Consider the following 24,206-nt stretch of genomic DNA (forward strand, 5'->3'; position numbering starts at 1 on the left):
GCAGGTCCGAAAACCTGCCGAGCTGGCCGCGCCCACGTTCGACCGCGATCGCGGACGCGGCTTTCATCCACCCTCATGTCCCGACCGCCTGTGAGAATCGCTCAAGTCGCACCTTTGTACGAAAGCGTTCCGCCTTTTGCCTACGGCGCCACCGAGCGCGTGGTTTCCTACCTGACCGAAGAACTCGTTCGACGGGGCCACGAGCTCACGCTGTTCGCCACGGCCGACTCGACAACCCGCGCGCGGCTCGTGCCGATTTGCGAGCGCGGACTATGGCGCGACAGCGCCGTGTGGGACACTCTCACGCATCACGTGCGGCAGCTTGCGCGCGTCGCGGATCTCGCGCATGAGTTCGACGTCGTGCATTTTCACGGCGATCCGCTGCATTTTCCGCTCACCCGTTCGCTGCCCTGCAAGTCGCTCACCACACTGCACGGACAGTTGTTGCCGATGGATCATGGGCCGCTTTTTCGCGAGTTCAGCTCGGCGCCGCTCGTATCGATTTCGGACGATCAGCGCAAACCGGTGCCGTCTGCGAACTGGCAGGCGACCATCCATCACGGTCTGCCGACCGACGAGTTTCAATTCCAGCCGCTGCCGGGCGACTATCTGCTGTTTCTCGGCCGTCTGATGCCCGGCAAGCGGCCGGACCTTGCGGTAGAAATCGCGAAGCGCGCCGGCCTTCCGTTGAAGATGGCCGGTAAGGTCCACCCGGGCGAGCGCGAATACTTCGCACAGCAGATCGAACCCTTGCTCGAGCGTTCGCGCGACTTCACCGACTATCTGGGCGAAGTGGGCGGAACACTGCGCAAAGAACTGATCGCCAATGCACGCGCGCTGCTATTTCCAGTGGAATGGGCCGAACCGTTCGGCATGGTGATGATCGAGGCGATGGCATGCGGCACGCCCGTCGTCGCATTCGGACGCGGCGCCGTGCCGGAAGTGCTTGAACACAGCGTCAGCGGTTTTATCGTGAATGACGTGCAAGAGGCCGTAAAAGCGGTGGCGCAAATCGGCACAATAGATCGCGCGCGCTGCCGGCGAGCTTTCGAAACGCGCTTTACCGCAGCACGCATGGCCGACGACTATCTGCGCGTGTACCAGCGCCTGATCGCGGGCTCGCGCACTGCCGTGCCCGCATCGGACAGCGATGCAAACGCACAGGTATTCGGCTGAGTGCCCGCCCGACGAATGCCACGGCCCCGCGTTGGGGCCGTGGCATCCGCACAATGAGCAGAACGGCCACACTCAGCCCGGCCGCCCTTAGCCGACGTTCACTTCAATTCGGCGCGGGCGCGCTTCTTCGCGTCGCGGAATGACGAGCTTCAGCACGCCGTCCTGCAGGTTCGCTTCGATTTTCGACGTGTCGAATTCTGCACCCAGCGTAAATGACCGGGAGAAATGCGGTGCGCGGATTTCCGCGTGCTGCAGACGCAAGCCGGCGCGCGTCGGCACGCTCGCTTCGGCCTCTATGTGCAGGTTGCCGTCGTGCACGCGCACTTCCAGCTTCTCTTTCGACACACCGGGCAAGTCCGCCCACAAGGTGACGCCGTGCGCATTCTCGATCACGTCGACGGGCGGCGTGAGCGTCGTGCGCGGTTCGGCCTGTTCGCGTTCGGTACGCGCCACGGGTTGCTGCTCCTTTTGCACCACTTCGGTCGTATCGTTCATGATTCGCTCCATCATCAGTGAGATCATTGGATGGTGATTGCGCGAGGTTTGGACGATTCGCGCTTGCCCACGCTAATCGAAAGGCAGCCGTTGTTGTAGCGCGCCTCGACCTTGTCCGGGTCCGCTTGCTGCGGCAGTTCGATCACGCGGCGGAAAGAGCCGGTGAACCGCTCCTGAGCGTACTGACGCGTGGACTCGTCGGCCTCCGGCGCGACGCGTTTGCGTTCGCCGGCAATAGTCAGCAAACCTTTGTCGATCGACACCTCGAGTTGCGAGGGATCGATGCCCGGCGCGAACGCGACGATCTCTATGGAGTCGTCCGTGGTGCCGATATTGATTTGCGGAAATGCCGACAGGCGGCTCGAGCGGATGCTCGACGGAAAACCGCCGAACAGCGCGGACATCTGCTGCTGCAGACGATCAAACTGGCTGAACAGGTCGGTCGCGAAGTAAAGGTCACTCATGATCGTTTCCTCCTCGGTAGTGCCGGGGCGAGCAGGCGAACGAACTACGCGCTCCACTCCACCTGCCCGCACCCGCTGACAGACAATCGAACACGCAGCGCGCCGCCTGAAAAGGCGTGTCTGCCTGATCGAAACTCACTGAGCGGAATCTAAAATAAATCCGCGCACGACGATTTCAAGACCCCTCCGCGCAAATTTTCGGCCTTGAAAAACAGTAGCGAAACCACATAGTCGTGCGAGATCAAAGTGTCGGAGAAAAGGCATGGAATTCGATTCAGACTGGCTCACGCTCGGGCGGCATCGCGTGTGTCTGCGCTCCCCAGGAGGGTTCCCTACCGAGAGCATGCGCACCGCCGTCGACGTGATACGCATTGCCATCGAGAACAACATGAGCGCCCGCGCACGCCTCGTCGATGTTGCAGTGCGAGAGGAAAAATCGTACGACATATCGGTGGGCACGACCTTCGCGGAAGACCGGCTGTGCGCCCCGCAACTGGAGTCAGCCATTGCCACCGTGCTGGGCCTGCTGCCCGCGCAGGTGCGCATCTTCGTGACGGTGGTCACGCAGGAGGAAGTGGATCTGCACTTCGGCGTGTACGAGCGGATGCTGGCCGAAAAGATAAGCGGATTGCCGCCGATCCGGCGCACCGGTGACGCGCTGTCCGCGCACCTGGACGCGGACGCGCTCACGCGCTGATGTCTGACGCTTTGCGCGTACTACTGGTCGAAGCCGCGCAGCATCGCATCGAGCTCGTCGATGCTGTACGGTTTGCGAAGCGCGCCCCAGCGAAACGGCAACGTGCTCACTGCGGGCATTTCATGGCCGGACGCGAAGATCACGCGCAACGTAGGCCGCATTTGCGTCGCCCGTTCAGCCAGTTCCAGGCCCGGCATGGCCGGCATTGAGAGGTCGGTGAGCAGCACGTCGAACGGCTCGGCCTCCAGGAGGCGCAACGCCTCCTGCGGCGATCCCGTGATAGTCGGATTGTGGCCCACCAGTTTCAGCAACTCGCCCACAGCCTCCGCGGTCTCGACATCGTCGTCGACCAGCAGAAGGCGCAGACTCGCGTCGGCCGCAGGTGCGTTCGGCGCGTTGGGCGCATTCGGTGCGTTGCTCGCGCTCGGCCTATCAGGCGTATCAGGCGTGTCAGGCGCATTCGTCGCATTTAGCACGTTCGGCGCAGGCTGAGCAGACTGCGTTTGCGCGACCGGCCCGCTGCGCGCAAGCGGTGGAACGCCGAGAATCTGCCGTATCTTGTACGCCAGCTGCTCACGGCTGTAGGGCTTGCTGAGCAGTTCGACGCCGGGGTCGAGCCGCCCGCCGTGCACGATTGCGTTTTGCGTGTAGCCCGACGTAAAGAGCACCTTCAGGCGCGGCAACAACTGCACTGCCTGCGCGACCATGGCCGGGCTGCGCAACGGGCCGGGCATTACCACATCGGTAAACAGCAGGTCGATATGCACGCCGCTGCGCACCACGGCGAGCGCCTGTTCTGCGTCGTTTGCCTTCAGTACGCTATAGCCGAGGCCCGAGAGCGTGTCGACCACCGTGGATTGCACGTCCTTGTCGTCTTCCACCACGAGAATCGTTTCCGTGCCGCCCAGCAGCGTGACAGGCGGCGCTGCGGGCGTCTCGATCGCCTCTTCGGTGGAGCGCGGCAGATAGATCTTGACCGTGGTGCCGTGGCCAACCTCGCTGTAAATCCTGATGTGCCCGCCGCTCTGCTTGACGAAGCCGTAGGCCATGCTGAGCCCGAGCCCCGTGCCCTGGCCTTCGGGTTTGGTCGTGAAAAACGGATCGAAGGCGCGCTGCACCACTTCCGGCGGCATGCCCGTGCCCGTATCCGTCACGGCCAGCATCACATACTGGCCCGGCGGCACGTCTGGGAAACCCACTACATACTGGTCGTCGAGCATCGCGTTGGACACTTCCATCGTCAGCTTGCCGCCTTCGTTCATCGCGTCGCGCGCATTGATCGCGAGATTGAGGACCACGTTTTCCATCTGATGAACGTCGACGAACGTATTCCACAATCCTCCGGCCACCACCGTCTCGATCTCAACGGTCTCGCCGAGCGCCCGGCGCAGCAGGTCGTCCATGCCGCGAATCGCGGACGCCAGATTGATGACGACGGGCCGCAACGGCTGCTGTCGCCCGAACGCGAGTAGTTGCGACGCGAGTTTCGCGCCGCGCTCCACCGCGTCAATTGCCTTGTCGAGACGCTCGCGCGTCCAGCCGTCGCGCTTATGGCGGCTTTCCAGCAACTCCAGGTTGCCGCGCAAAATTTGCATGACGTTGTTGAAATCGTGCGCGACGCCGCCGGTCAGCTTGCCGATGGCTTCCATTTTCTGCGACTGCACGAGTGCCACGCGTGTCTCTTCCAGCAGCCGCGTCGCTTCCATTTTTTCGTTGATGTCGCGCGTGATCTTCGCGAAGCCAACCAGCGTGCCGCCCTCGCGAATCGCGTCGATCACCACATGCGCCCAGAACTTCGAGCCGTCCTTGCGCACGCGCCACCCTTCCGATTCAAAGCGCCCGTCACGCGCGGCGGCCGTGAGACCGCGCTGGGGCAATCCTTTTGCGGCATCTTCCGGCGTATAAAAGCGGGAAAAATGCGAACCGATGATCTCGCTCGCCGCATAACCCTTGATGCGGCGCGCGCCCGAATTCCAGTTCGTCACCCGTCCTTCCGGCGACAGCATGAAGATCGCGTAATCGGTCACGCCGTCGACCAGCAGCCGGAAACGCCGCTCGCTCTCGAGCACTGCGTCGTGCACCGTCTTCTTGTCGGTCATGTCGCGCACGATCTCGCCGAAGCCGAGCAGCACGCCTTCCGGCGAAGTCAGCGCGGTAAGCACGGCGCTCGCCCAGAACACCTTGCCGTCCTTGCGCAGACGCCAGCCTTCGGTCTCGAAGCGACCCTCGCGCCGCGCCGTGGCGAGCGCCGTTTGCGGCACCCCTTGGGCACGCTCTTCGGCGGTGTAGAGAACATCCAGCGGCTTACCGAGGATTTCATCCTCGCGAAAGCCGTGAATCGCCTCCCCGCCGGGATTCCACGAGCGAATGCGGCCGTCCTCGGATAACCCGATTACCGCATAGTCGCGCAGAGACTGGACCCATATGTTGGTCCAGTTCTGAACGATGTCATCCGGCTCGTATGCATGCGCCATTAACCTGCTCCAGGGAGAATCGGCCGAGTATCTCAGTTCAATTTGATGCGCGGGCACCGCGCACCGCTTGTTTCTCCTGCATGCCCGCTGCTGTTTTGCTGTTTCGTGCGAAAAGCCCCTGCAAAGATTGGTCCTTGTCAGCTTGATGCGCACTGCGACATTTTATTAGCGAATGGGAGTGATATGAAGCGCTCTTTCCGGTGGCCCAGACCCGTCGCTGCAGGCTTGCGGCGCGAGCGCCGCAACGGCCTGCCGAGAAGGTACAAGGATTGCTGGGCTCTCGCAAACGCCCCCACTCGAGCGACCTCGCGCAAGCATGCACATAGGCCAAGCACCTCAACGCCGGCGCACCAAGACTGCTGGAACGGGACGGCCCGGCGCCCGGTCGCTGTGGGCTGCCGCCTGTTGCAGCAGCCTCGCTTCGACGGCAAGCGCCGCCCCCGCCCAAGATGCGCTCGGTCCCGCCGGCGTGCAGGCCTCGCACATTTTCTCGCTGTGGACGCTGACGCTCACGGTCTGCTCTCTCGTGTTCGCGGCCGTGCTGATCGCGCTGCTGATTGCGATGACGCGCGCGCCGCGCGCGAGCCGCGATGCCCGCGCCGACCTGGGCCCGCTGGAGCACCCGGAAAGGCGCGTGAGCCGTGTGGTGGGCGGGGCGTCGATCGTGTCGGTGCTGCTGCTGTTCGGTCTGCTCGTCGCCGACATCGCGACCGATCGGGCATTGTCCCGCCTGCCCGTTGCCAACGCTGTCCAGTTGGAGATGACCGGGCACCAGTGGTGGTGGGAAGCGCGTTACGCGGACGATACGCCCGGCAGCGGTTTTGCGGTGGCAAACGAGCTGCACGTTCCGGTAGGACGGCCCGTTGTCATCTCGTTGAAAGCCGACGACGTCATCCATACGTTCTGGGTGCCGAATCTGCACGGCAAGAAGGACATGATCCCCGGTCGCGAATCGACCATCGAATTCCGTGCTGATCGCGCCGGCACCTATCGCGGCCAGTGCGCCGAATTCTGCGGCCTCGAGCATGCGTTGATGGCGTTTACGGTGGTTGCCGAGCCTGCCGCCGAATATGACGCCTGGCTCGCGCGTCAGCGCGCACCCGCGCCGCAGCCGGCCAACGCGCTGCAGGCACGAGGCGAGCACCTCTTCACGACCGGCAACTGCGCCGGTTGCCACACGGTGCGCGGCACCTCGGCTCAGGGGGTGCTCGGGCCGGATCTCACGCATGTGATGAGCCGCCCGATGCTTGGCGCCGGCACGTTCGCGAACACGCCCGCCAATCTGGAATCGTGGATCAAGGCGCCCGGCAGCATGAAGCCCGGCACCACGATGCCGCCGAGCCAGTTGTCGGCGCAGGACCTCAATGCCCTTGTCGCATGGATCGGAACCCTTCAATGAGCGAACCTCAATCAGCCGCCGCGCGGCCTGTCGAGCATCTGGTGGACGGCCCCGCTGCCGGCGCGGACGTCGCACAGGCACTTGCGCGCACCTGGAGCGATCCACCGGGATGGCTCGGGCGGCTCTCGGCGATCAATCACAAGACGGTGGCGCGGCGCTTCGTGATCACCACGTTCGCATTCTTTCTGCTCGCCGGCCTGCTCGCGCTTGCCATGCGTTTGCAACTCGCGCGGCCCGGCAATCGCCTCGTCGGTCCCGAACTGTACAACCAGCTCTTTACGATTCACGGCACCACGATGATGTTTCTGTTCGCGGTGCCGGTCATGCAGGCCGTCGCCGGATGGCTCGTGCCGCTGATGATCGGCGCGCGCAGCGTCGCCTTTCCGCGGATGAACGCATACGCGTACTGGGTTTTCCTGTTCGGCGGCGCGACGCTGTACGTTGCATTCGTACTCGGCGCCGGGCCGGACGCGGGCTGGTTCAGCTACGTGCCGCTCGCCGGGCCGGACTATTCGACGGGCAAGGGCGTCGACATCTGGGCGCAGATGATCACCTTTACCGAATTGTCCGGGCTGCTCGAAGCGGTCGTGCTCATTACCACGATCTTCAAGATGCGCGCGCCCGGCATGTCGCTTAACCGCATGCCGCTTTTCGTGTGGGCCACGCTCATTACACAGTTCATGGTGCTGTTCGCGATGCCGGCGGTCATGCTGAGCAGCACGGCGCTGATTCTGGACCGGCTGGTCGGCACGCATTTCTACAACGCGGCCCGCGGCGGAGACGTACTGTTGTGGCAACACCTTTTCTGGTTCTTCGGCCATCCCGAGGTGTACCTGATCTTCATTCCGCCGCTCGGCTTTCTTTCGTCGATCATTCCAACCTTTGCACGTCGCCCGGTTTTCGGTTATCCGGCAATGGTGCTCGCGCTGATTGCCACGGCGTTTCTTGCATTCGGCCTGTGGGTGCATCACATGTTCGCGACCAGCATTCCTGCGCTCGGCAAGAGCTTTTTTACCGCCGCCAGCCTGATGATCGCGATACCGTCCGGCGTGCAGATCTTCTGCTGGATCGCCACGCTATGGACAGGCCGCCTGAATCTGAAGACGCCGTTGTGGTTTGCGCTCGGCTTTTTCTTCATTCTCGTGCTGGGCGGAATGACCGGTATCATGCTCGGCTCCGTCTCGCTCGATCTGCAAGTGCACGACACCTACTTCGTCGTCGCGCATCTGCATTACGTGCTGCTCGGCGGCGCTGTGTTTCCGCTATTCGGCGCGTTCTATTACTGGTATCCGAAAGCCACTGGCCGCCTGATGAACGAAACCCTCGGGCGGCTGCAATTCTGGCTGTTCTTCATCGGCTTCAATGTGACTTTTTTCCCGATGCATATTCTCGGTCTGCACGGCATGCCGCGCCGCGTGTGGACCTATCCTCCCGGAATGGGCTGGGACAACCTGAACCTGATCGCCACGATAGGCGCAGTGACCATCGGCGCAAGCGTGCTGGTTTTTATCGTCAATGCGCTGCACAGCTACCGGCATGGCGCGCTCGCGGGCCCTGACCCGTGGGGCGCCGGTACGCTCGAATGGAGCACCGCAAGCCCGCCGCCGCCGCATAATTTCGACGCGCTGCCCGTGGTGCACGGACGCGACCCGCTGTGGGAACCCGGCGCCGAGCCAGCGTATGTCAGCGGACTCGCCGCCGAATCGCGCGAAGTGCTTTCGACTACCGTGCTGGATGCGCGGCCGGATTTGCGGCTGCTGTTTCCATCGCCGTCGATCTGGCCGTTTATCAGCGCGGTGGCAACCACCGTGCTGTTCATCGGCTCGATCTTTTCGCCTTGGGCAGTGGTGTGGGGCTCGGTGCCCGTCATCGTCGCGATGATCGGCTGGTTCTGGCCCAATCGCGGGCAAAACAAACGCGCGCTGCAACTGGAGCAACGGCCATGACCGAACTGCGCAAGGTGCCGGTCGAGGCGGCTGTGCGCGAAGACGGCGCGGCGCCAGCGTTGATGCTCGACGTCCGGCATTTGCCGAGCTTCGGCTTCGGGCATCGCAGTCTGATGTGGTGGGGCACGATGTGCCTGATACTGATAGAAGGCACCGTGTTCGCCATCGCCGCGATGATGTACTTCTACCTGCGCAGCCTCACTGCAAGTTGGCCGCTCAATGCGGCGCCGCCTGAGCTGCTGTGGGGCACCGCCAACACGGTGATTCTGCTAGTCAGCATGTGGCCGAACCAGTTGGCCAAACAGGCGGCGGACCGACAGCAACGTGCCCGCGCGCGACTCTGGCTCATCGTCTGCCTGCTGTTCGCCGTGGTATTCCTCGTGCTGCGCGGCTTCGAGTTTGCCGCGCTCAATGTGAGCTGGTACACCAACGCGTATGGCTCCGTGGTGTGGCTGCTGCTCGGTCTGCATACCACTCACCTGTTTACGGACGCCATCGACACAGCCGTACTCGGCGTGCTGTTGTTCACGGGGCCGTTTGAAGGAAAGCGTTTTGTCGACGTGAGCGAGAACGCGCTGTACTGGTATTTCGTCGTACTGAGCTGGTTGCCGATCTATGCGGTGATCTATCTGGCTCCCCGGCTGTAATGGAGGTTTGCGATGCGAACCTGGCTTGCGCTTCTTGGTGCACCGTCCGCGGTGCTCGGCGCACTGAGCGCTGATTACGCGCTCGTCACGCCTGCCTGCGCGTGGCGAACGGTCTTGCCGCTCGGCAGCGTAACTGGCACGGCGCTGCTTTTTTCGCTTGTCGCCACGCTGCTCGCATGGCACCGCTGGCGCGAGGCCGGCGTGATCGCTCCGGCGAGCGCGCCCGCACTGCCCGCGCGGCCCGCGATGCTTGCCTGCGCGGCTACATGGGTCGGCATGATTTCGACGCTCGCGCTCATCGCGATGTGGATACCGCAATGGCTCATTTCTCCATGCGTGCAATGAAAAGAACGGGATACCGTCTGCTGGCACGTGTCGCGCATGTCGCGCATGTCGTATATGTCGCATATGTCGCGCGTATCGGTTATGTGACGGGGATCGCGTGCGCGACGTGCGCTTGCGGCAACGTGCAAGCGCATGTGCTCAGTAGCGCCGAACGCAGCGCGCCGCCCGTTCTGCGCTGGACCTTCGAGCCTTGGGTCGTCGCCTTGCTGATCGCGAGTCTCGCCTTGTATGTGGCGGGCTACCGGCATCTGCGCGCGCGCAGCAAACGCGGTCGCCGCATTCGTATGCGTCAGCTCGGGGCGTTCGGGCTCGGGTGGCTCACGCTCGTCATCGCACTCGCTTCGCCGCTGGATGCACTGAGCGCAGCGCTCTTTTCCGCGCATATGGTTCAGCACGAATTGATGATGATCGTTGCCGCGCCGTTACTCGTGCTCAGCAGGCCGCTAGGCGTATGGCTATGGGCCTTCCCGCCCGCGCTGCGTCACAGGATTGCGGCCGCGGTCCGCACCCCGGCCCTGCGCGGACTGTGGCGCACGCTGTGCGCGCCGGCCGTTGCCTGGCTGCTGCATGCAGCCGCGCTGTGGGCCTGGCATATGCCGCGTCTTTTCGAGGCGGCGCTCGCATCGTCCAGCATTCATACGTTTCAGCACGCGAGTTTTTTGTTGAGCGCACTAGTATTCTGGTGGACCGTGTTCGGCGAAAGTGCAGCGCGCGAGCAAAGCGGCTACGCGATGCTGTCGCTCTTCACGACGATGGTGCACACCGGCGCGCTCGGCGCGTTGCTCACGCTTGCGCCGGGGCTCTGGTACCCCGCGTATATCGAGCCTACGTCGGCGCTCGGTTTTGATCCGCTACAAGACCAGCAGTTGGGCGGACTCGTGATGTGGGTGCCCGGTGGCCTCGCATATCTGGTCGCGGCGCTCGCCACCGGCGCGCGCTGGCTGATGCACCGCACGCCGGCGACGCTCATGCCACGGCCCTTTGCCGTGCGCCGGGACAGCAACTCATGACATCGCGTTTGAAACGCGCGGCACTGGCCGCTGCCGCAGTATTCAGCATCTTGCCGGTGCAAGCTGCGCGCGCCCAGCAACCCGACGCACAAGCCGCGCTGGTGGCGCGCGGCGACTATCTCGCGAAAGCGTCCGATTGCGCGGGATGTCACACGGCCGTCGGCGGGCAAGCGTATGGGGGCGGCCTTGGGCTCACGTCGCCCTTCGGCACGATCATGAGCAGCAACATCTCGCCCGACCGCCGCTATGGCATCGGCGCATTCAGCTATGAAGAGTTTGCGCGCTCCGTGCGCGAAGGCGTCTCGCCTGGCAACAAACGGCTCTATCCGGCCATGCCGTATGCGTCGTTCTCCAAAATGTCCGACGACGACATGCGCGCGCTCTACGCCTATTTCATGCACGCAGTGAAGCCCGTGCCTGAACCGGCCCCGCCCACCAAGATCCCGTTTCCGTTCAATCAGCGCTGGATGCTGTTTTTCTGGCAACAGGCGTTTGCGCCACGAGAACCGTATCGGCCTAAGCCCGGACGCGATGCACAATGGAATCGCGGTGCATTTCTGGTTCAGGGCCCCGGTCACTGCGGCGCGTGCCACACGCCGCGCGGCCCCGGCTTTCAGGAACGCGGCTACGACGAAACTTCGCCAACGTATCTGACGGGCGGCGTGAACGACAACTGGTTCGCGCCGAATCTGACCAGCGATCCGGGATCGGGGCTCGGGCGCATCGGCGAAAAGGATCTCGCCGCGTTTCTCAAGACCGGCCATGGCGCGGGGCTTGCCGCTTTCGGCTCGATGGTCGAACAGGTGGAAGACAGCAGCCAGTATCTGACCGACGAAGATGCGCTCGCCATGGCGCATTACCTGAAGTCACTGCCCGCGCAAAAACCCTCGGGCCGCTACGCGCCGCATGCTGTGCCGGACCTGTCGGCGCGTAATGGCAATCGTGTCGATGCGCCGCAGTCCGTAGGCGCCCGAGTCTATAGTTCGTTTTGCGCACAATGTCACGGTGTGGACGGTACTGGCGTGCCGAATGTGTTTCCGCGGCTGGCGGGCAATCCGTCGGTACTGACGGAGGACACCACCTCGCTCATCCGCCTGATGGTAGAGGGCGGCAATAGTCCCGCGACGATCAGCGGGCCGCCGCGCCAGGCCATGCCCGGCTTCGCTCAAACGCTCACGAATGCGCAAATGGCAAATGTGCTGTCATGGATCCGCGCTTCGTGGGGCAACGACGCGCGTCCCATTACCGCGAACGATGTGCAGTCGTTGCGGCAAAAGCTGCACAAGTAGTCCGACTCGCGCAGTGCAGTGCGATGCCACTGCGATTCGCGGGCGCGTTGGATGCGTCAGGCATCGCGCATCGTTTCCTTGCGCTGATTGTCAGGCGCCTGACCGTCGAGGCGCTTCTCATAACAGCAAGCGTCCGTCTTGCTCACATACGGTCCATATGGCGCAATGCGATGGAAGCCGTGTTTCTCGTAGAACTCGATAGCCCGGCGATTATTCATGTGAGTGCCGAGCCACAACGCCTGATAGCCCAGTTCCGCCGCTTCTTTCTCGAGCCGCGCGAGGATTGCGGCGCCTACGCCATCCGCGCCTGGACGCGCATACAGGCGCTTGATTTCCGCAATGTGCTCGCCGAGCGGCCGGAATGCGCCGCAGCCAAGCGGCGTCGCGCAATCGCTTCTCGCCACCAGAAATCGCGAGCGCTCCAGCATCACGTCGTGAATCGAGAAGCGGCTTTGCCCGCCGTCGCCGGTAAACACTGCGAGCGTGGCGCTCAATTCGTCGAGCAGCGTGAGCGCATCGATCGAGGACGGAGCCTCGCGATTGACTACGATTGTGGGAAACATCATGGGCGTCGCCTCCTTCCGTCGCGTGTAATCGCATGTCACGTCGTGCAGTTGCATCCCGTTGCATGCCACAGACGAAACAGCAATCGCTGTACCGATAACGCAGACGCTTGGCATCTGCCGCGGCGCCGCCAAAAAAGGGCCCGCCGGTCTGTGGCGGGCCGAACGAACAAACAACCATGGCGCCCCGGTGAAGGGACGTCGGGATTCAGCAATCAACGTGCCGTTAAGGGGAGCTGCGCGCATAACGGGTATTGCACTTGCTTCGCTTCGCGAAGCACATGTCCACCTTGAAGAAACGAGGACGGAAATGAACATTCCCCGCAGCGTGGTTGGATTCCTGTCGTCGCGCGGTCTCGTGATCGCCACCGCCGAATCATGCACCGGCGGCCTCATCGCATCGTTGATCGCCGACGTGCCGGGCAGCGGCGCCTGTCTCGACGTGGGCCTTGTCGTCTATTCGCCTTCGGGGAAATGCGGCGTGCTCAACGTGCAGGCCAGCACCATTGAAGAGTACGGGCTGACAAGCGAAGAAGTCGCCCGCGAGATGGCCGCCGGCGTACTTGCGCTCGAAGCGTGCTCGGCGCATATTGCGGTGGCGAATACGGGCATTGCGGGGCCGCCGCCCGCAGGCGAGGATCTGGCGCCGGGCACTCAATGTTTCGCATGGCGCTATAAGCGCCGCGACGGCGAGTACATGTTCAGCGAGACGCGCGTGTTCGACGGCGACCGCACCACCATCAGGCAGAACGCGGCGCTGTATGCGCTGTCGCGCATCGAACATTATTTCAACGAGTTGCCCAAAGCGAGGCGCCGCACACCATGACGCGATCATTCTTCAATCTGTACAGCCACGATTTCGCACGCGTCGCGGTTGCCGTTCCCGTGTGCCGTGTTGCCGATCCGCAATTCAATGCGCAGGAAACGCTACGCCTCGCGCAGGAAGCCGCGCAGCAGGGCGCCGCGCTCGTGGTGTTTCCAGAACTGGGAATATCGGCCTATAGCTGCGACGACCTGTTCCATCAGCGTGCACTGCTCGATGCTTGCAAGGCCGCGATTGCGGACATCGTTGCGGCATCCACCAATATTCCCGCGATACTCGTGATAGGCGCACCGCTCGCCGTCGAGCATAAGCTTTTCAATTGCGCACTCGTCATTTCGAACGGCAAGTTGTGCGGTGTCGTGCCTAAGAGCTATTTGCCGAACTATGGCGAGTTCTACGAAGCCCGGCAATTCAGCGCGGCAGAGAACGCCTCCACCAGCGAGATCACATTGTGCGGGCAGCAGGTGCCTTTCAGTGCGTCCCTGCTGTTCGAGGTTCCGCAAGCGCCGCTGTTCCGCTTTCACGTCGAAATATGCGAGGACGTGTGGGTTCCGGTGCCGCCTTCGTCATTTGCCGCGCTGGCGGGCGCAACGGTATTGGTGAACCTTTCGGCGTCGAATATCGTGATCGGCAAGTCGGGCTACCGGCATCAACTGGTGGGCCAGCAATCCGCGCGGTGCCTCTCCGCGTATCTGTATTCGTCGGCGGGCCGCGGCGAATCCACGACCGACCTCGCATGGGACGGCCAGGCGCTGATCTACGAGAACGGCGAAATGCTCGCGGAATCCGAGCGATTTCTCGATACTTCGCACATCATTTATGGCGACGTCGACCTCGAACGGCTTTCGCGCGAGCGGATGCGCCAGACCACCTTCGGCCAGTCGACGCGCCGCCACGCGCAGGAAGTGGCCAGATTTCAGGTGATTAGCGTGCCCGTTTCGCTGCCTGCCGCGCAGCATCTTCCGCTCATGCGTGCGATCAACCGCTTTCCCTACGTGCCGTCCAATCCGGCCACGCGCGATGAACGCTGCGCCGAGGTCTACAACATTCAGGTGCAGGGGCTGTTGCAGCGCCTGGGCGCCGCGAAGATCTCGAAAGTGGTGATCGGCGTGTCAGGCGGGCTCGATTCCACTCAGGCCCTGCTCGTGTGCGCGAAAGCGATGGACCGCCTGAAGCTGCCGCGCTCGAATATTCTCGGCTATACGATGCCGGGCTTTGCAACCAGCAGCCGCACCCTCCAGCAAGCGAAAGATCTGATGCAGGCGGTGGGCTGTTCGATGGAGGAAATCGACATTCGTCCAAGCTGCATGCAAATGCTAAAAGACTTGCATCACCCGTTCGCAGAAGGCGAAAAGCAGTATGACGTCACATTCGAGAACGTCCAGGCAGGCGAGCGGACCAGTCATCTGTTCAGGCTCGCCAACTTTCATCAGGCCATCGTAATCGGCACGGGCGATCTCAGCGAACTTGCTCTGGGCTGGTGCACCTACGGCGTTGGCGATCACATGTCCCATTACAGCGTCAATGCGAGCGTGCCTAAGACGCTGATTACACATCTGGTCCGCTGGGTCGCGGAGTCAGGCCAAGTGGGCGACGCGGGGTCGCGCGTGCTGGAGCAGATTCTTGCAACCGAAATCAGCCCGGAACTGGTGCCGGGCAAAGAAGAGACGGTGATCGACCAGAAAACGGAAAGCATTATCGGGCCGTACGAATTGCAGGACTTCAACCTGTATTACCTGTTGCGCTTCGGTTTCACTCCGTCGAAGGTCGCGTTTCTTGCACATAGTGCCTGGGCTGACCGTGAGCGTGGCGTCTGGCCGGCAGGCCACCATGTCACGCGCAACGAATACACGCTTGCCGACATCAAGCGCAATCTGGCGATTTTTGCCGAGCGCTTTTTCCACACTAGCCAGTTCAAACGCTCGTGCATTCCCAATGCGCCTAAGGTGGGTTCCGGCGGCTCTCTGTCGCCGCGCGGCGACTGGCGTGCGCCGAGTGACAGCGAGGCAACCGTCTGGCTGCGCGACATAGAAAAAATTCCTGACTAGGCGAGGCATAGCAGGAATGCGGAATGCGGTAGGTGGCGCATCCGCGAGCGCCCGCATGCCGAGCTTGCGCATGCCGACAATCCCCAATACCGACGCCCGGCGCCGCGTCATTCTGGAGAACTGCCATGCCCGATAGCACATCCTCGATGTCCCCGACCATTACCGCGATGATCCGCCTCGATCATATGCATGTATTGACCGCATTTCATCGCTATCACGCCGACAGTCCGTGGTGGCGCAAGCGCGCCATTGTCAATTCCGTGTGCGCCGCGCTCGAAATTCATGCACAACTGGAAGAAGAGATCTTTTATCCGGCACTGAGCGGCGTACTCGCCGACGATCAGACGCTCGAAAAAAGCCGGCCGGAACACGACGAAATGCGCGCCACCATTGCCAAGCTGCGCGCGAGCGGGCCGGAAGACGCCGCGTTCGACGGCCTGTTCCAGCAATTGATGCGCGAAGTCATGCACCATGTAGCCGACGAGGAAACGGTGCTGCTGCCCACCGCCGAGCGCGCTTTGAAAAACGAACTACGTTCGCTAGGTGCGAAGATGACCCGCCGCAGACTTCAGCTTCTCGGCGAACGTCCGCGCGAAATCGCCGTGAATACCGCAGGTACTTTTCCGATTGCGACTTTCCTGCTCGGCTCCCTGCTTGTAATCGGCGCCACGCATTGTCTGCCGAAAACGCGCAGAATGCGCTACGCCGATTAACCGGCCACCAGTCCGCATGAAAGCGGGTTGCCGGGCCATTTACTGATTGGCCCGGCGTCTCGCTCACGCAGAGGCGGACGCACCGGGCTTGTCGACAATCCTCACCGGAATTGATTTGGCGCCCGGCACTTTGCTCTCTTCGGCGTAATGCCAAAGCGGCAACAGCGGGTTGCATTCAGGGTAATAGCCTCCAATGCACCCGGCCGGAATGTCGTATTCCTTCACCGTCAGGCCGCTTACGCGCCGATCGAAGCCATCGTCGGCAATGGTTTGCAGGCTGATCCTGTCACCTTCGGAAAGACCGTTGGCCGCCATATCGTCTTTATTCATCAGCACAATCATGCGGCTGCCTTTGACGCCGCGAAAACGGTCGTCAAGTCCGTATATGGTGGTATTGAACTGGCTGTCGGAGCGCAGCGTCATGAGCCGCAGAGCGTCTGCGCCGCGCTCGGGCATATCCGGATCTTCGCCCAGCGCCTTCGGCACCATGAACTCCGCCTTGCCGCTCTTCGTTTTCCACTGCCGTTCGCGTGCCGGCAACGGCTTCGGAAAACCGCCCGGCTGCCACATGCGTTGATTGAAGTCGTGGAAGATTTCCGGGTACGTCTTCGCGATTTCATTGCGCACTATCGAGTAGTCGTCCCGCCACCCGTCCCAATCCACATTGAAGCGGCTACCCAGCGTCGCCTTCGCAATACCGGCGATGATGTAAGGCTCGGAGCGAATGTTCTCACTGGCGGGCTCGGCTACGCCGCGCGAGCCATGCATGCAGGAAGTGCTGTCTTCCATCGAAACCGCCTGCTCGCCACTGGCCTGCCGGTCTATCTCAATGCGGCTCAAACACGGCAGAATGTACGAGACCTCGCCGTGCACGAGATGGCTGCGGTTGAGCTTGGTCGCAACGTTCACGTTCAGCCGTAAACCGCGCCAGGCCGGCTCGATGCGCAAACGGTCAGGCACGGAACGTACAAGATTGCCGCCCAGATTGAACACGCCCTTGACTTCGCCCTTGAGCATTGCCTCGAATGCCTCGACGGTATTCAGGCCTTTCTTGCGCGGCGGTTCAAACGAGAACTGGGTTGCAAGCTTGTCGAGCGGCGCAAGTTCGGGTTTCTCGGTAATGCCCACCGTGCGCTGCCCCTGCACATTCGAGTGGCCGCGCACGGGCGAAGGGCCGGCGCCGGGTTTGCCGATATTGCCGCGCAACAACAGCAGGTTGCACACCATTCGCACGTTCTGCACGCCCAGTCTGTGCTGGGTCAGGCCCATGCCGTAATGAATCATTACCGCGTTGGCCTTGATGTACTCGGCGGCGGCAGCTTCCATCGCGTCGCGCGGCAGGCCGCTCACGTTCTCGATGTCGGCCCACGACACTTCCCGCGCATAGTTCGCAAACGCTTCATAGCCGGTGGTGTGCTCGCGAACGAAATCCACGTCGATGACGCGCGGCCGCGCCTGCTCGAGGGCAAGATCGTCCGCCGCAATCACCGCCTTGCAGATACCGAGAATTGCCGCCGTATCGCCGCCGGTCTTTAACTGATGATATTGCGTGCTGATCTGCGTGTTGTCCGGCGTGAGCATTTGCACCGGCGACTGTGGATTGGCAAAGCGCACGAGGCCCGGCTCGCGAAGCGGGTTGAACGTGATGATCGGCACGCCGCGTTTGCGCGCGTCCTGCAACTGATGAAGCATGCGCGGACTATTCGTGCCGACGTTCTGCCCGAAGAAGAACATCAGGTCCGTCTTCTCGAAGTCTTCGAGCGTAATGGTGCCGACACCCACGCCAATTGCTTCCTTCAAGCCCACGCTCGTGCTCTCGTGGCACATGTTGGAGCTGTCCGGCAAGTTGTTCGTGCCGTACATGCGAGCGAAAAGCTGGTACATGTACGAAGTTTCGAGCGAGGCACGGCCCGACGCGTAGAACACCACGCTGTCCGGCTCGAGCTGGTTGAGCCCCCGGCCGATCTCGTCGAATGCCTGTTGCCACTCGATCTGCACGTATTTGTCGGTCGCCGGGTCATAGCGCAGTGGCGCGGTGAGACGGCCTGCCTCCTCGAGATCGTGATCGTGCCATGACAGCAGTTCGGTCACCGTGTGCAGTTGAAAGAACTCGGGCGTCATTCGCTTTGACGTGAGGTCCCACGCGGTCGCCTTCGCACCGCTTTCGCAAAACTCAAATACATGCGGGTCGGCTGGCTTGGCCCATGAACAGCTCACGCACATGAAGCCGTCGGGCTTGTTCTGTTTGGCGAGGGCCGCGCTGTCCTTCACACTCACGTGCTCCTGCGTGAGAATCGTCGTGACGGCCCTCAACGATCCCCAGCCGCCGGAGGCAAATGGGTAATCTTTTGTCGTGTCCTTCTCTTTCATCACCGTCTCCCGCAATCGAGAATGCATAAGCGGGCAGCAATGCATGTACCTGTTTGTCGACCCGCATGCATTGCTGACAACCGGTTTACAGTTTGCTAGCGGCCTCGTCGTGCGCAGCGCGGGCACTTGCCGATTCACGCAGCCGGGCCACGGATTTGCTACCCTTGATGAGCGCGTCGCGCCACAAGCGTCGTTTCTCTCTGCGCCTTTCACGTCTTGTACACGAGGTATCGCGATGCCACCCTCGCTTGACGCACTCTTTCTCGCCCGGACGCAATTCGGTTTCACCATCGCCTTCCACATCATTTTCCCAGCCATGTCGATCGGCCTCGCCAGCTACCTCGCAGTGCTCGAGGGCGCCTGGCTCGTGACTGGCAAGCCTGTCTATCTGGCGGTATTCCGCTACTGGCTGACCATATTCGCCGTGGTGTTCGGCGTGGGCGTGGTGTCCGGTCTCGTCATGTCGTATGAGTTCGGCACCAACTGGGCGGGCTTCGCCTATCGCGCCGGTCCCGTGGTGGGCCCGCTAATGGGCTACGAAGTGCTGACTGCTTTTTTTCTCGAGTCCGGCTTTCTTGGTGTGATGCTGTTCGGCATGAAGCGCGTCGGTCCCAAACTGCATTTTCTTGCGACCGTACTCGTGGCGGTCGGCACCTTGATGAGCGCGTTCTGGATTCTGGCCGTCAATTCATGGATGCAGACGCCGCAGGGATTCACCATGGTGGACGGCCGCTTTTTCCCGGCCGACTGGCTCAGCATTATCTTCAATCCGTCGTTCCCCTACCGGCTCGTGCACATGGTGCTGGCCGCATATCTGAGCGTGGCGTTTATCGTCGGTGCGGTCGGCGCGTGGCACCTGCTGCGCGATCCGGGCAACGAGCCCGCGCGCCTGATGGCTTCAATGGCGTTATGGATGGCGTGTATCGTCGCGCCGATCCAGATCGTCGCCGGCGATCAGCACGGCGTGAACACGCTCAAGCATCAGCCTGCCAAGATCGCCGCGCTAGAAGGCGACTGGGAATCGAAACCGGGCCAGCCGCTCATATTGTTCGGCATGCCAAACATGAAGACCGAGACCACAGACTATGCGCTCGAGATCCCGCACCTTGGCGCGCTCATTCTCACCCACACCTGGAACGGTTCGATCAAGGGACTCAAGGAGTTTGCGCCCGCAGATCGGCCCTATTCGCCTCTCATTTTCTGGGCTTTTCGCATCATGGTCGGCCTTGGCGTGCTGATGGCGCTGACCGGCTTTGCCAGTCTCGCGCTGCGGGCCCGGCATTCGCTCTATCGCGCGCGCTGGCTGCATCGGCTCATGGTCGCCATGGGTCCGTCCGGGCTGATCGCATTGCTGTGCGGCTGGACCGTCACAGAAGTGGGCCGCCAGCCATACACCGTGTACGGCCACCTGCGTACCGTGGACAGCGTGTCGCCGATCGCCGCGCCTGGGGTGGCAGTATCGCTGGCGGCTTTCGGCGTCGTGTATCTGATCGTGTTCGGCGCAGCCATGGTGTTTCTTTTGCGGCTGATGGCGAGGCCGCCGTCGCTTTCCACCGAGGGTCCCGCGAAGGACAAACCGCATCGCAGCGCGGGCATTACGCCGGGGCCTGCGCAGCGGCAGCCCACATCCGTCAGCAACGACCACTCTCTTTCGCAGGACCCGCGCCATGACAGCCGCCACGATTGATTTGCCGCTCATTTGGGCCGCCATTCTCGCGTTTGCCGTGCTGGCGTACGTGCTGCTCGACGGCTTCGATCTGGGCGTCGGCATCCTGTTCGCGGTCGAGCGCAACCGCGAAGACCGCGATCTGATGGTCAATTCGATCGCACCGGTATGGGACGGCAATGAGACGTGGCTGGTACTCGGCGGCGGCGGGCTGTTTGCGGTGTTTCCGCTTGCCTACTCGGTCATTCTCCCCGCACTTTATCCGCCTATCATCGCGATGCTGCTCGCGCTCGTGTTCCGCGGCGTCGCTTTCGAATTCCGTTTTCGCGCAACAGGATCGGGCCGCGCGTGGTGGGACATCGCGTTCTTCACGGGATCCGCCGTGGCTGCGTTGTGCCAGGGCCTCGTACTAGGAGGGCTGCTGCAGGGCATACACGTGGAAGGTGTTTCGTATTCGGGCGGCTGGTGGGACTGGCTCACCGGTTTCACCGTGCTGTGCGGCCTCGCGGTAATTGTCGGCTATGCATTGCTGGGTTCATGCTGGCTGATCTGGCGTACCGAGGGGGCACTGCATGAACGCTGCCGCCGTTACGCCCGCACTATGGCGGTCGCCGTTCTCGCATTGATCGTCGTGGTCACGCTGTGGACGCCGATGCTGCAAAGCTCGCTAGCCGAGCGTTGGTTCCGCTGGCCCGCCGTTGCATTGACGGCTCCGGTGCCGGTACTGCTAGTACTTCTTGCCGCCGGCTTCTGGCGCAGTCTGTCCGCGCGTCGGCATGCAATGCCCTTGCTGTTCGCCTACGGCATCTTCATTCTTTGCTACGCGGGCCTGTTGATCAGCCTCTATCCGTACCTCGTGCCGCCCGCCATTTCTTTTCGCGATGCCGCCGCGCCGCACGCGAGCCTGCTCTTTCTTCTGGTGGGCGCCGCGATCACCGTTCCGATGATTCTCGGCTATACCGTCTACGCGTATTCCGTTTTCAAAGGGAAAATGCGGCCTGGCGAGGGGTATCACTGACATGTGGCGGCGCTTCGCATGGTTCGTTGGCCTATGGATGCTGGGCGTTGTAACGCTAGGCCTGGTAGCAGGCGTATTGAAAGCTGTATTACACGTGGCGGCGCATTGATCCGCTCGTAGTACGTTGATGGACGGCTCGTCGGCTGAAATGTTTGCTTGCCGACGCGTAACGTTTGCAACGCGTACCGACAACCCACGCAAAAGCGCGCCGGCAATGCGGATGATCTCCGCATTTGCCGGCGCGCGTCGCTTCTCAGTCTACCGTCGTCTTTCAGGGCAACGTATAGGCGACTACATAGTCCCCCTGCTTGGTGCCGAGCGAGCCGTGGCCGCCTGCCGTGACGAGCAGGTACTGCTTGCCGTTGCTGTCCGCATACGTCATCGGCGTGGCCTGGCCGCCTGCGGGCAAACGGGCCTGCCACAACCGGTCGCCGGTACGTACATCGTAAGCGCGCACATAGTAGTCGAGCGTGCCCGAGAGGAATGCGACGCCACCGGCCGTGGTCACCATGCCGCCGAGACTCGGCACACCAAGGGGCATTGGAATCGGCAACGGCGCGCTGTCGCGGATCGTGCCGTTCTTGTGCTGCCACGCGATCTGGTTGGTGCGCAAATCCACGCCGGCCACGTAGCCCCACGGCGGCGCCTGGCACGGAATGCCGAGCGGCGAGAGAAACGCGTTGATCTCGAACCCATACGGCGTGCCGCGAGCGAGCTTGATGCCGCTCGTTTCGCTGCCCTTCTTCTCGCCGTTATCCACGGGAATTTGCGAACGCGGTATCAGTTTCGACGTGAAAGCCATGTAGCTCGGATTCGCAATGAGTATTTGCCGCACGGGGTCGACCGCGACACCGCCCCAGTCGAACACCCCAAAATTGCCCGGGAACACCAGCGATCCCTGTTCGGAAGGCGGCGTGAACATGCCGTCATAGCGCAGCGACTTGAACTTCACTCGGCACCATAACTGGTCGAACGGATTGGTGCCCCACATGTCGCGCTCGCGCACTTTTGGCGGCTTGAAGTTCAGTGCCGAGAACGGCTGCGTCGCCGACGTGTGGTCGCCGGTCGCCGCACCTTGCGGCACGGGTTCTTCTGTGATCGGCACAATGGGCTTGCCGGTTTCGCGGTTCAGCACGTAAATGCTGCCCTGCTTTGTCGACGCGATCAGTGCGGGCTGCACGCCGCTCGGTGTCTGCAAGTCGATGAGCGAAGGTTGGCCGCCCACGTCCATGTCCCACAGATCATGATGCGTGAACTGATAGTTCCAGCGCATCCGGCCGTTGGAAAGGTCCAGTGCGACAACGCCGGCGGCGACCTTTTCGGACGCGGGCGTGCGCGCGCCGCCCCACTGGTCGGGCGTCTGATTGCCAAGCGGCAGATAAACCATCCCGAGCTTCTCGTCGACGCTGAACACCGACCACATGTTTGGCGAATTGCGAACATAGGTCTGATTCGGGGCGATAGGCTGCGTTGCGTCCGGATTGCCCGCGTCCCAATTCCACACCAGATGCCCGTCATGCACGTCGAACGCCCGAGTAACGCCCGAAGGCTCGTTGTTCGACTCGTTATCGGTCACGTGGCCGCTGATGATGACGAGGTTGCGCGTGACCGCCGGCGGCGAGGTCGAGTAATAACCGCCGGGCGTGAACGGGCCGATGTTCGTGCGCAGGTCAATCTGACCGTTATTGCCGAAGTGTGTGCAGGGTTGGCCCGTATCGGCATTGAGTGCGATCAGGCGCGCATCGGCAGTGGGCAGGAAGATGCGGCGCGGACATTCGGCGCTCGCAGCGGCGCTGGCTGTCTGCTGGGTCGCCGTTGAAGCGTCGCTTGCCGCGGTCGCGGCCGAAGCATCGGCGGCTGCCGCCGTGCTCGTCGATGCCGCATCCGCAACCGCTGCCGAAGCAGGCGCCGCAGCGCTCGCGGCAACCGGGCTGGACGATGCGTCTGCAGCCACACTCGAAGCAACGCTTGAAACCGCATCAGAAGCTGCATTGCCTGCCAGACCCGCCCCGCTCTCCGACGCAGCAACCGAAGCACCAGCCGCGCTGTCCGATGATGCAGCCGGCGCATTCGCCGGATACATCGCGTCGTCGTGATAAGACACGCCACGGCATGTCATATGTTCCCAATGCTTGAAGCCGACGGGGCTCTGAATATGCGGATCGTAGCGCCACAATTCCTTGCCCGACGCAGGGTCGAGTGCGATCACGATACTGTGCGGCGTGCACAGAAAGAGCTTGTTGCCGACCTTGATAGGCGTGTTTTCGGCAGTCGTCTCCGTCGGGTCGTTCGGGCCCGGCTTGTCGCCTGTTTCGAATTGCCACGCCACCTTCAGTTGCCGCACGTTTTCCGGCGTGATTTGCGTGAGCGGCGAATAGCGCTGACCAAGCGGCGAGCCGCCATAATCGGTCCAGTCGCCGGCCTGGCGGTTTGCATCGCCGGCAAGCGGGGTGCTGGGCGCGGCCGCGGTGGAGGCGAGCGTGCCGGGGTGATCGTACGGGTGATTGAACGCGGTGCCGATACCCAACAGCACCGTCACGATGACAGCGGCAGCCAACGGTACAACGCCCTCGCGATGCGCGGCCGGCGGCCCGAACACGAGTTTGCGCGTGACAGGCGGCAAGAGGAGCCACAAGGCCAGCACGAGCCACACCCATAGACGCGGCAGCAATTGCCAGAAGTCGAAGCGCGCCTCCGCGACCGCCCAGATGGTCGAGCCGAACAGGATCAGCGCGAACAACCACAGCGCAGAGCGCCGGCGGATGCTGAGAAGCACGCCTGTCAGCGCGATTGCGACACCTGTCACGACGTAGTACCAGGAGCCGCCAAGCGTGACGAGCGGAACTCCGCCCGCGGCTAACGCTAAACCAAGAATGATAAACACGACCGCGGGGACCGCGAGCGCGGGTGGAAACCGATGCGGCTTCGACATATTCGCCACCTCTACAGACAATGATTCAAATTGAATTGCAAAAAATAGCCCGCTGCGCAAGGCTGGCAAGCGCTGCACTGCGAGTAGCATTTGTGGTTCCCGGACGAGCGGCGGGAAGGCATATCGCATGC

19 protein-coding genes are annotated in these 24,206 nt (G+C 62.5%); 13 read left to right on the plus strand and 6 right to left on the minus strand.

Annotated elements, in window-relative coordinates; genetic code table 11:
- Positions 1-90: 90 nt before the first annotated feature.
- Positions 91-1,176: a glycosyltransferase family 4 protein gene (locus JNB89_RS01945; protein WP_220361042.1), complete on the plus strand. Its 1,086-nt coding sequence runs from the start codon at positions 91-93 to the stop codon at positions 1,174-1,176.
- 87 nt (positions 1,177-1,263) lie between these two features.
- Here JNB89_RS01945 and JNB89_RS01950 read toward each other — a convergent pair whose 3' ends face one another.
- On the minus strand, positions 1,264-1,671 hold the full coding sequence (locus JNB89_RS01950) for an Hsp20/alpha crystallin family protein (protein ID WP_013341501.1): 408 nt from the start codon (positions 1,669-1,671) through the stop codon (positions 1,264-1,266).
- Between the two features lie 23 nt (positions 1,672-1,694).
- Entirely contained in the window at positions 1,695-2,135 is a 441-nt protein-coding gene (locus JNB89_RS01955; RefSeq protein ID WP_135891787.1) for an Hsp20/alpha crystallin family protein, read from the minus strand.
- A gap of 262 nt (positions 2,136-2,397) precedes the next feature.
- Here JNB89_RS01955 and JNB89_RS01960 point away from each other — a divergent pair, with 262 nt between their 5' ends.
- Positions 2,398-2,832, plus strand: coding sequence for a hypothetical protein (locus tag JNB89_RS01960; RefSeq protein ID WP_220361043.1), 435 nt, complete (start codon positions 2,398-2,400; stop codon positions 2,830-2,832).
- A gap of 20 nt (positions 2,833-2,852) precedes the next feature.
- Here the strand turns inward: JNB89_RS01960 and JNB89_RS01965 are convergent, their stop codons facing one another.
- Entirely contained in the window at positions 2,853-5,306 is a 2,454-nt protein-coding gene (locus JNB89_RS01965; protein ID WP_220361044.1) for a PAS domain S-box protein, read from the minus strand.
- Between the two features lie 316 nt (positions 5,307-5,622).
- Between JNB89_RS01965 and coxB the strand changes: the two genes are divergently transcribed.
- Genes coxB through JNB89_RS01995 form a run of 6 tightly spaced genes read left to right on the plus strand, consistent with a single transcriptional unit; the run spans position 5,623 to position 11,942 of the window.
- Positions 5,623-6,705: a cytochrome c oxidase subunit II gene (coxB, locus tag JNB89_RS01970; protein ID WP_220361045.1), complete on the plus strand. Its 1,083-nt coding sequence runs from the start codon at positions 5,623-5,625 to the stop codon at positions 6,703-6,705.
- Positions 6,702-8,651 carry a cytochrome c oxidase subunit I gene (ctaD, locus tag JNB89_RS01975; RefSeq protein ID WP_220361046.1) on the plus strand — a complete coding sequence of 650 codons (1,950 nt, stop codon included), beginning with the start codon at positions 6,702-6,704 and terminating at the stop codon, positions 8,649-8,651. Before coxB ends, ctaD begins: the two co-directional genes overlap by 4 nt.
- Positions 8,648-9,298, plus strand: a complete 651-nt coding sequence (locus tag JNB89_RS01980; RefSeq protein WP_220361047.1) for a cytochrome c oxidase subunit 3 — start codon at positions 8,648-8,650, stop codon at positions 9,296-9,298. Before ctaD ends, JNB89_RS01980 begins: the two co-directional genes overlap by 4 nt.
- Before the next feature lie 12 nt (positions 9,299-9,310).
- Positions 9,311-9,643 carry a hypothetical protein gene (locus JNB89_RS01985; protein ID WP_220361048.1) on the plus strand — a complete coding sequence of 111 codons (333 nt, stop codon included), beginning with the start codon at positions 9,311-9,313 and terminating at the stop codon, positions 9,641-9,643.
- On the plus strand, positions 9,616-10,653 hold the full coding sequence (locus JNB89_RS01990; protein WP_223216669.1) for a cytochrome c oxidase assembly protein: 1,038 nt from the start codon (positions 9,616-9,618) through the stop codon (positions 10,651-10,653). Before JNB89_RS01985 ends, JNB89_RS01990 begins: the two co-directional genes overlap by 28 nt.
- Entirely contained in the window at positions 10,650-11,942 is a 1,293-nt protein-coding gene (locus JNB89_RS01995; protein ID WP_220361049.1) for a c-type cytochrome, read from the plus strand. The genes JNB89_RS01990 and JNB89_RS01995 overlap by 4 nt, the downstream gene beginning before the upstream one ends.
- 56 nt (positions 11,943-11,998) lie before the next feature.
- On the opposite strand, the gene JNB89_RS02000 is transcribed toward JNB89_RS01995, so the two are convergent.
- Positions 11,999-12,508, minus strand: a complete 510-nt coding sequence (locus tag JNB89_RS02000; RefSeq protein ID WP_220361050.1) for a GNAT family N-acetyltransferase — start codon at positions 12,506-12,508, stop codon at positions 11,999-12,001.
- A gap of 307 nt (positions 12,509-12,815) precedes the next feature.
- Between JNB89_RS02000 and JNB89_RS02005 the strand changes: the two genes are divergently transcribed.
- The 3 genes from JNB89_RS02005 to JNB89_RS02015 all read left to right on the plus strand — a co-directional run bounded on the left by JNB89_RS02005 (position 12,816) and on the right by JNB89_RS02015 (position 16,089).
- Positions 12,816-13,331, plus strand: a complete 516-nt coding sequence (locus JNB89_RS02005) for a CinA family protein (RefSeq protein ID WP_220361051.1) — start codon at positions 12,816-12,818, stop codon at positions 13,329-13,331.
- Positions 13,328-15,376, plus strand: a complete 2,049-nt coding sequence (locus tag JNB89_RS02010; RefSeq protein ID WP_220361052.1) for an NAD(+) synthase — start codon at positions 13,328-13,330, stop codon at positions 15,374-15,376. Before JNB89_RS02005 ends, JNB89_RS02010 begins: the two co-directional genes overlap by 4 nt.
- A 125-nt stretch (positions 15,377-15,501) precedes the next feature.
- Positions 15,502-16,089: a hemerythrin domain-containing protein gene (locus tag JNB89_RS02015; RefSeq protein WP_220361053.1), complete on the plus strand. Its 588-nt coding sequence runs from the start codon at positions 15,502-15,504 to the stop codon at positions 16,087-16,089.
- Positions 16,090-16,152: 63 nt separating this feature from the next.
- On the opposite strand, the gene JNB89_RS02020 is transcribed toward JNB89_RS02015, so the two are convergent.
- Entirely contained in the window at positions 16,153-18,459 is a 2,307-nt protein-coding gene (locus tag JNB89_RS02020) for an FdhF/YdeP family oxidoreductase (RefSeq protein ID WP_220361054.1), read from the minus strand.
- A gap of 235 nt (positions 18,460-18,694) precedes the next feature.
- Here JNB89_RS02020 and JNB89_RS02025 point away from each other — a divergent pair, with 235 nt between their 5' ends.
- Both JNB89_RS02025 and cydB read left to right on the plus strand, forming a co-directional pair.
- Positions 18,695-20,146: a cytochrome ubiquinol oxidase subunit I gene (locus JNB89_RS02025; RefSeq protein WP_220361055.1), complete on the plus strand. Its 1,452-nt coding sequence runs from the start codon at positions 18,695-18,697 to the stop codon at positions 20,144-20,146.
- A complete protein-coding gene (cydB, locus tag JNB89_RS02030) occupies positions 20,127-21,143 on the plus strand; it encodes a cytochrome d ubiquinol oxidase subunit II (protein ID WP_220361056.1) in 1,017 nt (338 codons plus the stop codon). The genes JNB89_RS02025 and cydB overlap by 20 nt, the downstream gene beginning before the upstream one ends.
- 271 nt (positions 21,144-21,414) lie before the next feature.
- Here cydB and JNB89_RS02035 read toward each other — a convergent pair whose 3' ends face one another.
- A complete protein-coding gene (locus JNB89_RS02035; RefSeq protein WP_220361057.1) occupies positions 21,415-24,075 on the minus strand; it encodes a glucose/quinate/shikimate family membrane-bound PQQ-dependent dehydrogenase in 2,661 nt (886 codons plus the stop codon).
- Positions 24,076-24,206 lie beyond the last annotated feature (131 nt).

The organism is Paraburkholderia phenoliruptrix, from assembly GCF_019511605.1.
GTDB lineage: Bacteria > Pseudomonadota > Gammaproteobacteria > Burkholderiales > Burkholderiaceae > Paraburkholderia > Paraburkholderia phenoliruptrix_A.